Origin of the sequence: Streptomyces sp. NPDC093149, assembly GCF_044754145.1 — a bacterium.
GTDB lineage: Bacteria > Actinomycetota > Actinomycetes > Streptomycetales > Streptomycetaceae > Streptomyces.
Genome location: NZ_JBIVON010000008.1, coordinates 200083 through 213354 on the forward strand (window position 1 = coordinate 200083; position 13272 = coordinate 213354).

Below are 13272 nucleotides of genomic sequence, written 5' to 3' on the forward strand. Positions count from 1 at the left end.
CGAAAGCGCGTACTCCTCATGAGCATCAAGAAGACCTCCCTGTACGGCGGAGCCACCGCCGCCGCCCTCGCCCTGACCCTCACGGCCTGCGGCGGAGGCTCCCACACGGGCGGCGCCGGTACAGGGGCGCACGACAAGAACGCCACGATCAACATCGGTTCGCTCTACGAGCCGCAGAACCTCGACAACACCGCGGGCGGCGGCCAGGGCGTCACCGAGGCGCTCAACGGAAACGTGTACGAAGGGCTGTTCAGGCTCACCGACGACGGCAAGGTCGAGAATCTGCTCGCCCAGGACTACAAGGTCAGCGGCGACGGGCTCACGTACACCTTCACCCTGCGCGACGGTGTGAAGTTCCACAGCGGCAAGAAGCTCACCAGCCAGGACGTCAAGTACAGCCTGGAGAAGGTGATCGCGAAGGACTCGCAGTCCGCACGCAAGAGCAATCTTGAGGTCATGAAGTCCGTCGAGACGCCCGATGCGCGCACGGTGAAGGTCCAGCTGTCGAAGAAGTCGATCTCCTTCGTCTACAACCTCTCCTACGTCTGGATCATCAACTCCGAGGCGAAGGGCCTCAAGACGACCGAGGACGGCACCGGCCCGTACAAGCTCAACAAGTGGACTCGCGGTTCCGCACTCAGCCTCGACCGGTTCGCCGGCTACTGGGGTGACGCCGCCGCCAACAAGCAGGTCGTCTTCCACTACTACAAGGACGCGACCGCTCTGAACAACGCGCTCCTGACGAATGCCGTGGATGTCGTCACGAGCGAGCAGTCGCCCGATGCTCTCGACCAGTTCAAGAGCAACCAGAACTACAAGGTCAACGACGGCAACTCGACGACCAAGCTGCTGCTCGCCTTCAACGACAAGGCCAAGCCGTTCACGGACGTCAAGGTCCGCCAGGCCGTCTCCTCGGCCATCGACGACAAGAAGCTGCTGGAGTCCGTCTGGGGCGGCTACGGCAAGCCCATCGGCTCCATGGTGCCGCCCACCGACCCGTGGTACGAGGACCTCACCGGGGTCAACGCCTACGACACCGCGCGGGCCAAGAAGCTGCTCGCCGAGGCGGGATACGCGAAGGGCTTCTCCTTCACGCTCGACACCCCGAACTACGACCCGCACCCCACCGCGGCGACCTTCATCAAGTCGCAGCTCGCCAAGGTCGGCATCACCGTCAAGATCAACACGATCACTCCGGACGAGTGGTACACGAAGGTCTACAAGAACCACGACTTCACGGCCACGCTCCAGGAGCACGTCAACGACCGCGACCTGGTCTGGTACGGCAACCCCGACTTCTACTGGGGCTACGACAACAAGCAGGTCACCCGGTGGGTCGAGGAGGCCGAGCAGGCGTCCACCACCGCTGAGCAGACCGAACTCCTGAAGAAGGTCAACCGCAAGACCGCCGAGGACGCGGCCAGCGACTGGCTGTACCTGTACCCGCAGATCGTCGTGGCCAACAGCAAGCTTTCCGGCTACCCGGTCAACGGTCTCAACTCCCAGTTCTTCGCCTACGACATCAAGAAGGGCTGATGGGCCGGTACCTCCTGCGCCGCCTCGCCTTCCTGCTGGTTTCGCTGGCGCTCGCGAGCGTGGTCCTGTTCGTGCTGCTGCGGATTCTGCCGGGCGACCCCGCGAACGCGCTCACCTCGGTGGGCGCCAGTCCCGAGCAGATCGCGGCGGCACGGCACTCCATCGGTTCCGACAAGCCGCTGCCCGAGCAGTTCGTCCACTGGATCGGGCAGTTGGCCGGCGGGGACCTCGGTACGTCGTTCGTCAGTTCGCTGCCGGTCGGGCCCGAGATCAGCTCCCGGCTGAACGTCACCGTCCCGCTCACACTGGCCGCGTTCGCCCTGGCGGTACTCATCGCCGTTCCGGTGGGCTTCGTGGCCGCACACCGACGCCGGACCTGGTACGGCGCCCTGCTCAATGGAGTGTCCCAACTGGGCATCGCCGTCCCCGTGTTCTGGCTCGGCATGATCCTCATAGCCGTCTTCGCCCTGAACGCCGGCTGGCTTCCCGCGGGCGGCTTCCCGCAGGACGGCTGGGCACAGCCGGCCGAGGCGATCCGCTCGCTCACCCTGCCCGTCGTCACCATCGCCCTCGTGATGAGCGCCTCCCTGATCCGCTACGTCAGGTCGGCCGCACTCGACGTGCTGGGCAGCGACCATCTGCGTACCGCACGAGCCATGGGCTCGTCGTTCGGCCGGGCCATGTGGCGGCACGGGCTGCGCAACGCCTCCGTCCCGGTGATCTCGATCCTCGGCATCGAGCTGGCATCCACGCTGCTGGGCGCGGTCGTCGTGGAGTCCGTGTATGCGCTGCCGGGTCTCGGCTCGATGCTCGCGACCGGCATAGCGCAACACGACTATCCGGTGATCCAGGGTGTGCTGTTCGTCTCCACGCTCGCGGTACTGATCATCGGCTTCGCGGCCGACTTCACACAGCGGATCATCGATCCGCGGCTGCGCGGCAGGCTCTCGGGAGGTGTCCGATGAAGCGGTCGGCGAAGCGGTCGTACACATTGACCATCGGATGCGTCCTGGCCGGTCTGATCGCCGCCCTCGCGCTGGTCTCGCTCTTCTGGCTTCCGTACGCCGCCGACGACACGTCCGGCGGACGGCTCACGGGCCCCGGTGCGGGCCATCTGCTCGGCACCGACAAGCTCGGCCGCGATCTGTTCACCCAGCTGATGACCGGCTCCCGTATCGCCTTCGAAGCGGGCCTGGGATCGGTCCTCATCGCGGCCGCCCTCGGTGGCGCGCTGGGTGTGCTCGCGGCGTTCGCGCAGGGATGGCTCGACGATACGCTCTCCGCGTTCCTCGACATCCTGATCGCCTTCCCGACGCTGCTGCTGGCGATGCTCATCGTCGCCGCCCGTTCGGCCACGCTGGGGTCCGCCGTGCTGGCGATCGGCCTCGCCCAGAGCGCGGTCGTGGCACGGCTGGTGCGGATCCTGGTCAAGCGGGTCCTGACTCAGGACTACATCACGGCCGCGCGCACGTCGGGCACGTCGTGGGTGCGGGTCGTGGCGGGGCACGTACTGCCCAACATCTGGCCGACGCTCGTGGTGAACCTGGCCCTCCAGTTCGGGCTCGCCGTGCTGGCCGAGGCCGGGCTGTCCTACCTGGGGCTGGGAGCGCCGCCGCCCAACGCCTCGTGGGGCCGCATGCTCCAGGAGGCACAGGCCACCTTCACGACGGCCCCGGCAGGCGCGCTGGCCCCCGGCGTCCTTCTCGTCCTGCTCGTCATCGGCGTGAACCTCGTCGCCGACGGACTGCGCGACACCCTCGACCCTGCGACCCGGCGGAGGCGCGCATGAACGTCCTCGACGTACGCGACCTCACGATCCGTGCGGCCGACGGACGCACCCTGGTCGACGGTCTCTCGCTGACCATGGCCCCCGGTGAACGCCTGGGCCTCATCGGTGAGTCGGGCTCCGGGAAATCGCTGACCACGCTCGCCGTGCTCGGCCTGCTGCCCGACGGCATGACGGTCGCGGGCAGCGCGGAGCTCGTCGGCACCCAGATCGTGGGCGCGAGCGAGAAACAGCTCACGGGGGTACGGGGCCGGGACGCCGCCATCGTGTTCCAGGAGCCACTCACCGCACTCGATCCGCTGATGCGCGTCGGCAGGCAGATCGCCGAACCGCTGGCCAGAAGGCGAGGGCTGAAGGGCGCCGAGCTGAAGCGGGCTGTCGCGCAGGCGCTGGAGCAGGTGCGGCTGCCCGAGCCCGACCGTATCGCCCGCGCGTTCCCGCACGAGATCTCCGGCGGACAGAGGCAGCGCATCGCACTCGCCATGGCACTGGCCTGCGACCCGAAGCTGCTCATCGCGGACGAGCCGACCACCGCTCTCGACGTCACCGTGCAGTCCGACATGCTCGACCTGCTCGACACCCTCGTACAGGAACGCGACATGGCCGTCCTCTTCGTCAGCCACGACCTCGCGGTCGTCTCGAAGGTCACCGATCGCGTCCTGGTCATGAAGGACGGTCGCGCCGTCGAGGAGGGCGACGTCCGCGAGATCGTACGTACCCCCCGCGAGGAGTACACCAAGGCGCTGGTGGAAAGCGCGCGGCAGCTGGAATCAGCTCTGGACCTGAGGAGTGCGCGATGACGCCGGTACTGGAGCTGAACGGAGCCTCTTTCAGCTACCGAGGGCACACCGCGCCCGTCGTCGAGGACATCTCCCTCGCCGTCGAGACCGGGCAGAGCCTCGCGCTCGTCGGCGAATCGGGCGCCGGCAAGACGACTCTGCTGCGGCTGCTGCTCGGGCTCGCCCGGGCCACCTCCGGCACCGTCCGGTTCGACGGCGAGGAGCTGAAACCGCGCGACAGCGAGCAGATGCGGCGATTCAGGCGCAGTGTGCAGTGCGTCTTCCAGGACCCGTACTCGTCGCTGGACCCGCGTCAGCGCGTCGGCAGCATCGTGTCCGAACCACTGCGTTCCCTCGGTATCGACAGCCGGGTCACCGCCGTACCCAAGGTGGCCGAAGCCCTGGAGCGGGTCGGGCTCCCGGCCGACGCGGCGGATCGCTATCCGCACGAGTTCTCCGGCGGCCAGCGCCAGCGCATCGCGATCGCCCGCGCGACCGTGTGCGACCCACGAGTGCTGCTCGCCGACGAGCCCGTCAGTGCTCTCGACGTCACCACGCGTGTCAAGGTCGTCGACCTGCTCAACGAGCTGAAGCAGGAGCAGGGCCTGACTCTCGTCATGGTCTCCCACGACTTGTCGGTGGTCGCCTCGTTGTGCGAACGCACCGCCGTTCTGGAGCGCGGTCGCATCGTCGAACAGGGCAGTACCGCACAGGTGCTGGGCGCTCCCGCGCACCCGTACACGCGTCGCCTCGTCGAAAGCGTGCCGCGACTGCCCGCTTGACCGGTCGGTCCTCGCCCGCGCGCTTCGCGCAGCCGGCCGCGGATCCGCTTCACTCTCGCAATCGGGACCCTGGGAACCCCGGCCGGCCGGGCGGACCACGGCTGCACGGCGTGAACGACTGAGGCCGGCCGCACGTCAGTCCCCGTCGTCACCGACCATGCCTACCTTGACGACCCCGTCGAGGTCGGCGAGCGCGGTCACCAACCGGCCCAGGTCGGTGCGTCCGGCCAACTCCAGCCGTACCGTGGAAACACCGCCGGAGTCCGGGCCCGGCTCCGACGCGCCCTCCACGGTCACAGCAACCACCCGCAGCCCGCGTGACGTCGTTTCCTCAAGGATGCTGGGCAGCAGCCCTCTCCCGGACCGGTACGCAAGCAGCACGTCTCCGCTGTTCTCGGCGAACGTCATCGACAGCCGATCCGTGATCAGCGGATAGCCTCGGACGACGAGAAAGTGGATGACGGTGGCGCCCAGCGCGAGCAGCAGCAGACCGCCGCCGCAGGCCATGCCGATGGCGCAGGTGAGCCAGACGGTGGCGGCCGTGGTCAGCCCGCGCACCGAGTTCCGACGCACGAAGATCAGGCCGCCGCCGATGAAGCCGATGCCGGAGACGATCTGGGCGGCGACCCGCGACGGGTCGAACGCGATGCCCTCCACGCCGAGCATCCCGTCGAAGCCATGCTGCGACACCTCCATGAACAGGGCGCTGCCCACGCCGACCAGCGTGTGGGTACGCAGCCCCGCACTCTTCTGCTGCACTGCTCGTTCAAGGCCGATGGCGGTGGAAAGGAGAAGGGCGATTGCCAGCTCGGTGAACTGGCGGCCTCCCTGCCCTCTCCCGAACTCCCACAGTCCAGCGGCCAAACCGGCTGTCCCGTTGTGCATAGAAACCTCCCGGGACGCCACCGTATGGCACATGGCATGGCGGTGAGGAGACCCGCATGAGCCACCTGAGCCTGAATCCGGCCAAGTGCCGGATCACCGTGGGCCGGTGTCCTTGGTTTGCATCAGGCCGGGCTCGCGCGCCCCGCCGGTGGTGCTCACGCGATGCACCCCGATGTGCGGGCCCGCTTCAGACCTGGCGCACGATGGGCACGGAACCGAAGCCGCGGAGACCGGCGTCCCTGCGGGCCTGGCCCGGCGACGTCCCGGAGCCCACCACCCGACCGTCGATGACGGCCAGCCAGTCGCCCTCGGACGGCTGTGTACTCAACTCCTCCGCTCCGGCGGATTCGAGCGCCCGCAGGAGTTCGGGGTCGGGTTCCGTCGACACGGCGGCCGATGCCGGGCGCGGTGATCCGGCCCGCCACTCGGCGACGGTCCGCTCGCCGCCCTTGGCCCGCGCCCAGAACAGGTGTTGCAGCACGATCAACGGCCCCAGCGCCGTCAGCAGCGGGAAGGCCCCGGTCAGCGCTCCCAGTCCGAACAGCAGACTGACGGTTCCGGACACCGCCAGCCCGACCCCGGCCGCGACCAGTCCGGCGACCCGTCCGAACGCCTTGACCGCAGTGAGCGGGAAGAGCACCAGGAGCAGCAGGTCACCCAGCCCCAGCGCCACGGGGGGATCTCCCTGTGTCACGGCGAGCAGCGGGGCGAACGGCAGCCCCATGACCTGGTCGGCGAACCGGTCCATGAGCGAGGTGAGGCCGGTGGCCACCAGGTCGTAACAGGCGAGGGCGCCCGCGAACCACGCCGCGTGGGCGGACCGCATACCGCTCTGCACCCACATGTTGGCCACCCCCACCACGGCCACCGCGAGGAGTACGTCGGTGAGCACCATCACGGCGAGCTGCCGGTTCGCCGACGCGAGTCCTGCGGTGGTCATGACCGACACCGACGCGACCGCCCAGGCCCGGCCCCCGCCGGTCAGCGGTGAGAGGGTGAACTGCAGTGCCGCGCAGAGGACCAGGCCGAAGACGATCGCCACCGCGGCCCGGGGCAGCACCAGATAGAGCAGCGGAGCGGCCACCACCACGGCGTACATCACCGCGACATCGGGCAGTTCGTACCTGCCGACCGGCGGGCGCGGCATCCGAACCCGGCCGAAGTAGGCGGCGCCCGCAGCTGTCACCGCCAGGACGCAGCAATTGAGGCCCACCAGGGCGGGGGCGTTCACGCCGGGCTCGCGACGCGCACGGCGGCCGGTCGGGCCGACTCGAAGGTGTGCTCCCGCAGGTCGGCGCGGACCGGCCCGGTCGGCGGAAGCCCGGCCGGATCGTCGTGGAGCACGATCGCGGCCAGGGCCAGGCCGGCCGCGGTGGCCCGGTCCTCCAGCCTGCCGAGCAGGGCGGTGCCGGGCAGTCGACGGACCAGGACATGGAGCGACGGACCCTGTCGGCCCTCCTCCAGGACGTAGCGGGCCGGCAGCGGGATGTCCGGTTCCGCTTCGAGCAGGTCCAGCACCGAACGGGTGGGCACCGAGCGGCTCAGCGGCCCCGACCAGCGGCCGAGGACGGGCGAAGTCGCGGGCAGGTGCGACAGTTCGCACTCCGGCTCGGCCTCGGGCCGTCGGACCAGGTCGCCGGTGGCATACCGCAGCAGCAGGGTGCAGTCCCGGTAGGGGACGTAGGGTGTCTGGACGATGGTGCCGACACCACCCGGCGGCGTCGGCTCATGTGTGACCGGGTCGAGCACCTCCAGGTGTCCGAACTCGGTGGTGTGGTGCAGATGTCCCTCGGTGCACGACGTGCCGCCGGAGGGCAGTGTCTCGGTCATCATGTACGTCGTGGAGATCCTGGCCCCCATGGCGGCCGCAGCCCGCTCCTTCAGGGGTTCGGAGAGCACTTCCCCGCCGACACCGATGAACTCCAGGCCGAAGTCCGAAGGCCGCCAGCCGCTCCGCTCCACCTCCTCGACCAGGGCGGACAGGTAGGACGCGGAGATCGTCAGGTGGGTGATCTGCGGGGCCTTGCCCCGCAGTCCGAGCGGGGCGGCGAGCCGGTCCAGCGCCACCGCCGGGTCCACGGTGCCGATCTGGACGAATGAGGCGCCGATCCGGGTCACCGACTCCTCGACGTTGAGCAACGGCAGTGTCGCCCGGGAGCAGCCTGCGTACGCCATGGTGTGCCGGGGCCGCAGCCCCAGGCCGAGTACGGCCGAGACGGTGCTCATGGCGACTGCTGTCTCCACCTCCGCCCGCGAGTACCAGACGGTGGTGGGAGTGCCACTGGTCCCCGTGGTGAGCGCCATGAGCGCGGGGACGGACGCGGCGGAGACAAAAGCGGCCGGCAGGCCACGCAGGGCCGACTTGGACGTCACCGGAACCTGGTCCCAGGTCTGCGGGGTGAGTGCGACCGGGTCGAGTCCCAGGCGGTCGAAGGCCCGGCGGTAGTAGGGCGTGTGCCGTGCTGCGGCCCGTGCGGTGGCCCGCAGGCTGCGTTCGGTGACGGTTCGCCGTACGGCGGGGTCGATGGCCCCTGCCTGCCCCGGCAGCAGCGCGGAGTCCGCTCCGGGCTCGCCGAACTCGGCCAGGGTCGTGACCAGGTCACGGGCGATGCGTTCGAGGTCCTGTGGGCGGATCCGCCGATTGCGCAGGATCGCCAGGCCGTACCGGAGTTGACTGAGGGCGGTGCCGAACACGATGGCCTCCTGGTGCCTGGACCGGGGACGGAATTCCCGGTCCAGGCCGGGGCCGATCGTCAGACCATGCTGGCGAACATCGCCGCGGTGAGCGTGCTGAAGGCGTACTTGATGTAGTGCTTGACCATGTTGGATCTCCCTTCTCCGGGCCGCCGACGGGCAGCTGGGCTCCTGGTGGCGCACTCCCGGCCGAGAACGGCCGTTCGGTGAACGAGAGACTAGAGTAAGAGAGTTGATGCCTCAATGGCCTGTGCCGACCGCTTGGCCGGCGCTCCGCGGACCGTCACGCTGCCCCGCATTCCCACAGTTCGGCGCCCGGGTCGAGCGACGCGTCCGCGATCCGGGTACCTGGCGCGCAAGGACCTCCCCGGCGGGGCCGTCCTCACTCGGCACCGAACAGGTCGCCTCCACCGCGTTCGCCTGCCGAGCCACTGCGGCAGGCACCCGGCCGCACCCGCCGGGCTCGTGTTCACGTCAGGTCGGCCTGCGGCGCGGAGGTGTCGTCGAGGAAGCCGCCCGACTGGTGCTGCCACAGCTTCGCGTAGGCGCCGTCCGACGCCAGCAGTTCCTGGTGCGTGCCCTGCTCGACGATCCGACCCCGGTCCAGGACTACGAGCCGGTCCATGGTGGCGACCGTGCTCAGGCGGTGCGCCACCACGAGCGCCGTCCGCCCCTCCATGAGCCGCCACAGCGCCTCCTGGACGAGGATCTCGCTCTCCGAGTCCAGCGCACTGGTCGCCTCGTCGAGCAACAGGATCGGCGCGTCGCGCAGGATCGCCCGAGCGAGCGCGACCCGCTGGCGCTGTCCGCCGGACAGCTTGACACCACGCTCCCCCACCATCGTGGCGAAGCCGTCCGGCAGCGCGTCGGCGAACTCCGTGACGTGCGCCGCCTCGGCAGCACGGCGGATCTCGGCGTCGGTGGCGTCCGGCCGGGCGAACGCGATGTTGTCCCGCAGCGTGCGGTGGAACATCGCCGGATCCTGGGGCACATAGGCGATCAGGCTGCGCACGTCGGCCTGGCGCAGTCTGCTGATGTCCTGCCCCCCGATCAGGATCCGGCCGCCGTCGATGTCCGTCATCCGCAGCAGCAGTCGGCTGAGCGTGGTCTTGCCACCGCCGGACCGGCCGACGAGGCCGATCTTCGCCCCGCTGGGCACGGCCAGGTCGAGGCGCTCGAAGAGGGGCTCCGCACCCGCGTGGGTGAAATTCACCTGCTCGAAGCGGACATCCGCGGCCTGGGACAGCAGCGGCTCCGGCAACGCCGGGTCGAGCACGGTCGGTGGTGTCAGCAGCAGTTCGGTGAACTGCGCCGCCTCCGTCATCGAGCTCTCCAGACGGCGGTAGATCTGGTTGAACTCGAACATGATCCGCGTCGCGTTGGTGTAGTACGTGAAGGCGAGAACGACCGTCTCCACGCCGTGCCCACCCCTGCCGAGAGTAACCGCGAGCAGCAGGCCCATCGCATTGGTCAGCACGGACATCGGCGCGACCAGCGTGTCGATGCGCAGGTTGCCGTAGTCCCACGAACGCAACGAGAGCCGCCGCGACTCGGCGACGCGCGACCGGTGCTCGGCGGCCTCGCGTCCCTCTGCGGCGAACGCCCGGACCGTGTCCATGTTCATCAGGCTGTCGGAGACGTGGCCCGACACCCGGGCGATCGCCTCCTCACGCTGGTCGACGAGCGCCTGGCGGCGACGGATGAGTGGCGCCACACACAGCGCCGTCAGCGCGATCATCGCCAAGAGCCCTACGACGAGCAGCGGTTCGTAGCGCCACAGCACCACCGACCCGAACACCAGCGGCACGAAGCTGCCCACGACCGAGAACGTCAGTGTGTCGACGAACTCCTCGAAGCGGGAGGCGAAGCTCAGGACTCGTTTGGTCAGCGACCCGGCGAAGTTGTCGTGGAAGAACGCGGCATCCTTGGCGAACAGCTCGTCCATGCCGATCACGTACAAATGCTCGATACCGAGGGCATCGAGGCGGTTCAGGAAGTGCAGACCGACACGCCACAGCGTCTCCGCGAGGAGGAGAACGCCGGCGAAGCCGAGGACGTACGGCAGCGTCGAGCCGATGGTGGTACCGGCGTCGTCGGCGATTCGGCCGACGAGCTTCGCGACGACCAGCGGCGCGCCGTAGTTGATGCCGATGTTGCCCAGCGCGGGCAACAGCATCGCAGGCACCGTCAGCCACCGAAGCCGGGTCAACTCCCGTCCGTAGTAACGAAGTGCGAGCAGCACCGGGCCCCTGCCCGGCGCTCCGTGCGATTCAGGCGATCCCATACCAACCCTGTGTGGTCGTGCGACGGCCCGCCATGTGCTTCTGCGGGGAGAGGCCGTTGCCTCACTGGCCGCGTGGAGCTTCGGTTTCGATCGAGCGCCCTCGCGCGGACCGGCTTGCGGCAGGCGGGGCACGACGGCAGAGCCCCGCGCCACTCGTGGAAACGCATACATACGTGCACGAGGAGGCCGGGCCAGGAACCTCAGTGTCCCGCGACGGCACCCGCGGAGTCCAAGCGTTTTTCTCAGCCGGCGGCGACGCCGTGCACGGGTAGGGTCCCGTTGCCGTCCGCATCGCCTCGCCGAGATCGCCGCCGCCCCGCACGCCGGGGGCGGCCCTCGCCCGGATCCGGCTCGTCGCCCCGCGTTCCCGGGCCGCACTCGTAGCCCGCCGGAAAGACCAACCGTTCGAACATGTTCGACTACGCAGCGTCGAGGACCTCCACCGCTGCCCGGCCGCGACCCGGTGCTTCGAACCGCCGAACCCCAGCACTTCGCCGACACGGTCCGCACGGGGCTCATGAGACGACGGGCGGACGCCGCGTTCGCTGCCTGCAACGGCTCGGAGGTAGCCTGAAGCCAACCCGTTCCCGCTCCCCAGCGCCGGGGAGGTCACATGATCACCGGTGACAGCCTCCGCCCTTGCAGGGCTGATGCGCCGCGCTACATGCCCATCGCCGAGCACGGCCTGATCGGGGACCTGCGAACCGCTGCCCTCGTCGGTACGAACGGCACCATCGACTGGTACTGCTGCTCGCGTTTCGACGCGCCCAGCGTCTTCGCGGCGATCCTGGACGCCGACCGCGGAGGGGCGTTCGAGCTCGCACCGGACGTGCCCGCTCGGACGAAGCAGTTCTACTTCCCCGACACCAACATCCTGATCACCCGGTTCTTCGCGGACGACGGTGTCGGCGAGGTCCAGGACTTCATGCCGATCGTCGACGACTCGCGCGAGGCGGACCGCCACCGCCTGATCAGGCGGGTTCTCTGCGTGCGCGGGTCGATGCCGTTCACCGCGCGCGTGGCTCCCCGGTTCGACTACGGCCGGCGTACGCACACGGTGAGTGCACAACGAGGTCATACAGTTTTCGACTCCCCGGATCTCACACTGGCGCTGACATCCAGCGTTCCGGTCGAGATCGACGGTCAGGACGCCGTTTCCTCCTTCACCCTGGACGAGGGCGAGACCGCGGTCTTCGCGCTCGACCGGATCGGCGGCAAGGTGGAGCCACGGTCCTGCGCGGTGCTGGAGGCGGAGGAGCTGTTCGGCGCCACGGTGCGGTACTGGCGCACATGGCTGTCCCACTCCCGTTACCGAGGGCGCTGGCGCGAAATGGTGCACCGCTCCGCCCTGACGCTCAAGCTCCTCACGTATGCACCGACCGGCGCCATCGTGGCGGCCCCTACGACCAGCCTGCCCGAGCAGATCGGCGGCGAGCGCAACTGGGACTATCGATACGTGTGGGTGAGGGATGCCGCGTTCTGCATCTACGCGCTGCTCAGGCTGGGTTTCACCGACGAGGCCGAGGCCTTCGTGCGCTTCCTGTCCTCGAACATCTGCCTGAAGGAGAGCTCCGGCGGCCCGTTGCAGATCATGTACGGCATCGACGGGCGCAGCGAACTTCCCGAACAGGAGCTCCCCCACCTGGAAGGCCACCTGGGGTCGGCTCCTGTCCGGATCGGAAACAATGCCGTCAACCAGCTCCAACTGGACATATATGGGGCCCTGATCGACTCGCTCTACCTCTACGACAAGTGGGGACAGCCGCTGACCAGTGACGACTGGGACGCCATCGGCATCGTGGTCGACTGGGTCTGTGACAACTGGGACCAGCCGGACGAGGGCATCTGGGAGACCCGCGGCAAGATCCAGAACTTCCTGTACTCGCAATTGATGTGCTGGGTCGCCATCGAACGGGCGATGCGTATCGCGACCCATCGGGGCCTGCCCGCGGACATGCCCCGATGGGCCCACGCCCGCGACGCGATCTACCGGCGAATCATGCAGCGTGGCTGGTCCACCGAACGGAAGGCATTCGTCCAGCACGAGGGCGAAGACGTCCTCGACGCCGCCGTCCTCATGATGCCGTTGGCGAAGTTCATCTCTCCGACGGACCCGAAATGGCTCTCCACTCTGGACGTCCTGGGCGAGGGGCTGGTGTCCGACTCCCTGGTCTACCGCTACGACCCCCACAGCAGCCCGGACGGACTGCGGGGTGAGGAGGGCACATTCTCGATCTGCACGTTCTGGTACGTCGAGGCGCTCTCACGGGCCGGCCGCGTGGACGAGGCCCGGCTCGCTTTCGAGAAGATGCTCACCTATGCCAACCACGTCGGGCTGTACGCCGAAGAGATCGGCCGCACCGGCGAACAAGTGGGCAACTTCCCCCAGGCCTTTACCCACCTGGCACTCATCAGCGCCGCGTTCAACCTCGACAAGGCGCTGGGCTGAGTCCCGCCCCACTCCCGGTCCTCGACGCGGTGGCGGGGCCGGCGGCCCGGTTCCCCGTGTACCGGATCGGTCTCATC

The 13272-nt window shown here is 68.9% G+C and carries 10 protein-coding genes; 6 read left to right on the forward strand and 4 right to left on the reverse strand.

The window, feature by feature from the left end:
- Positions 1-18 precede the first annotated feature (18 nt).
- Genes ACIQCZ_RS24535 through ACIQCZ_RS24555 form a run of 5 tightly spaced genes read left to right on the forward strand, consistent with a single transcriptional unit; the run spans position 19 to position 4883 of the window.
- A complete protein-coding gene (locus ACIQCZ_RS24535) occupies positions 19-1536 on the forward strand; it encodes an ABC transporter substrate-binding protein (protein ID WP_402284822.1) in 1518 nt (505 codons plus the stop codon).
- Positions 1536-2501, forward strand: coding sequence for an ABC transporter permease (locus ACIQCZ_RS24540; protein ID WP_402284823.1), 966 nt, complete (start codon positions 1536-1538; stop codon positions 2499-2501). Before ACIQCZ_RS24535 ends, ACIQCZ_RS24540 begins: the two co-directional genes overlap by 1 nt.
- Complete coding sequence (locus ACIQCZ_RS24545; protein WP_402284824.1) at positions 2498-3325, forward strand: ABC transporter permease; 828 nt, start codon at positions 2498-2500, stop codon at positions 3323-3325. The genes ACIQCZ_RS24540 and ACIQCZ_RS24545 overlap by 4 nt, the downstream gene beginning before the upstream one ends.
- A complete protein-coding gene (locus ACIQCZ_RS24550; protein WP_402284825.1) occupies positions 3322-4122 on the forward strand; it encodes an ATP-binding cassette domain-containing protein in 801 nt (266 codons plus the stop codon). Before ACIQCZ_RS24545 ends, ACIQCZ_RS24550 begins: the two co-directional genes overlap by 4 nt.
- A complete protein-coding gene (locus ACIQCZ_RS24555) occupies positions 4119-4883 on the forward strand; it encodes an ABC transporter ATP-binding protein (protein WP_402284826.1) in 765 nt (254 codons plus the stop codon). Before ACIQCZ_RS24550 ends, ACIQCZ_RS24555 begins: the two co-directional genes overlap by 4 nt.
- A gap of 135 nt (positions 4884-5018) precedes the next feature.
- Here the strand turns inward: ACIQCZ_RS24555 and ACIQCZ_RS24560 are convergent, their stop codons facing one another.
- The 4 genes from ACIQCZ_RS24560 to ACIQCZ_RS24575 all read right to left on the reverse strand — a co-directional run bounded on the left by ACIQCZ_RS24560 (position 5019) and on the right by ACIQCZ_RS24575 (position 10746).
- Complete coding sequence (locus ACIQCZ_RS24560) at positions 5019-5768, reverse strand: MgtC/SapB family protein (protein ID WP_402284827.1); 750 nt, start codon at positions 5766-5768, stop codon at positions 5019-5021.
- 187 nt (positions 5769-5955) lie between these two features.
- The gene (locus ACIQCZ_RS24565) at positions 5956-6999 is read right to left on the reverse strand and encodes a hypothetical protein (RefSeq protein WP_402284828.1); all 1044 of its coding nucleotides are present in this window, start codon (positions 6997-6999) and stop codon (positions 5956-5958) included.
- Complete coding sequence (locus ACIQCZ_RS24570) at positions 6996-8462, reverse strand: phenylacetate--CoA ligase family protein (RefSeq protein ID WP_402284829.1); 1467 nt, start codon at positions 8460-8462, stop codon at positions 6996-6998. The genes ACIQCZ_RS24565 and ACIQCZ_RS24570 overlap by 4 nt, the downstream gene beginning before the upstream one ends.
- 469 nt (positions 8463-8931) lie before the next feature.
- Positions 8932-10746 carry an ABC transporter ATP-binding protein gene (locus ACIQCZ_RS24575; RefSeq protein WP_402284830.1) on the reverse strand — a complete coding sequence of 605 codons (1815 nt, stop codon included), beginning with the start codon at positions 10744-10746 and terminating at the stop codon, positions 8932-8934.
- 613 nt (positions 10747-11359) lie between these two features.
- Between ACIQCZ_RS24575 and ACIQCZ_RS24580 the strand changes: the two genes are divergently transcribed.
- Positions 11360-13195, forward strand: coding sequence for a glycoside hydrolase family 15 protein (locus ACIQCZ_RS24580; protein WP_402284831.1), 1836 nt, complete (start codon positions 11360-11362; stop codon positions 13193-13195).
- Positions 13196-13272 lie beyond the last annotated feature (77 nt).

Coding starts and splice junctions, on each gene's coding strand:
- ACIQCZ_RS24545 (WP_402284824.1), top strand. CDS start 2,498: ATGAAGCGGTCGGCGAAGCGGTCGTACACATTGACCATCGGATGCGTC.
- ACIQCZ_RS24540 (WP_402284823.1), top strand. CDS start 1,536: ATGGGCCGGTACCTCCTGCGCCGCCTCGCCTTCCTGCTGGTTTCGCTG.
- ACIQCZ_RS24580 (WP_402284831.1), top strand. CDS start 11,360: ATGATCACCGGTGACAGCCTCCGCCCTTGCAGGGCTGATGCGCCGCGC.
- ACIQCZ_RS24550 (WP_402284825.1), top strand. CDS start 3,322: ATGAACGTCCTCGACGTACGCGACCTCACGATCCGTGCGGCCGACGGA.
- ACIQCZ_RS24555 (WP_402284826.1), top strand. CDS start 4,119: ATGACGCCGGTACTGGAGCTGAACGGAGCCTCTTTCAGCTACCGAGGG.
- ACIQCZ_RS24575 (WP_402284830.1), bottom strand. CDS start 10,746: ATGGGATCGCCTGAATCGCACGGAGCGCCGGGCAGGGGCCCGGTGCTG.
- ACIQCZ_RS24560 (WP_402284827.1), bottom strand. CDS start 5,768: ATGCACAACGGGACAGCCGGTTTGGCCGCTGGACTGTGGGAGTTCGGG.
- ACIQCZ_RS24535 (WP_402284822.1), top strand. CDS start 19: ATGAGCATCAAGAAGACCTCCCTGTACGGCGGAGCCACCGCCGCCGCC.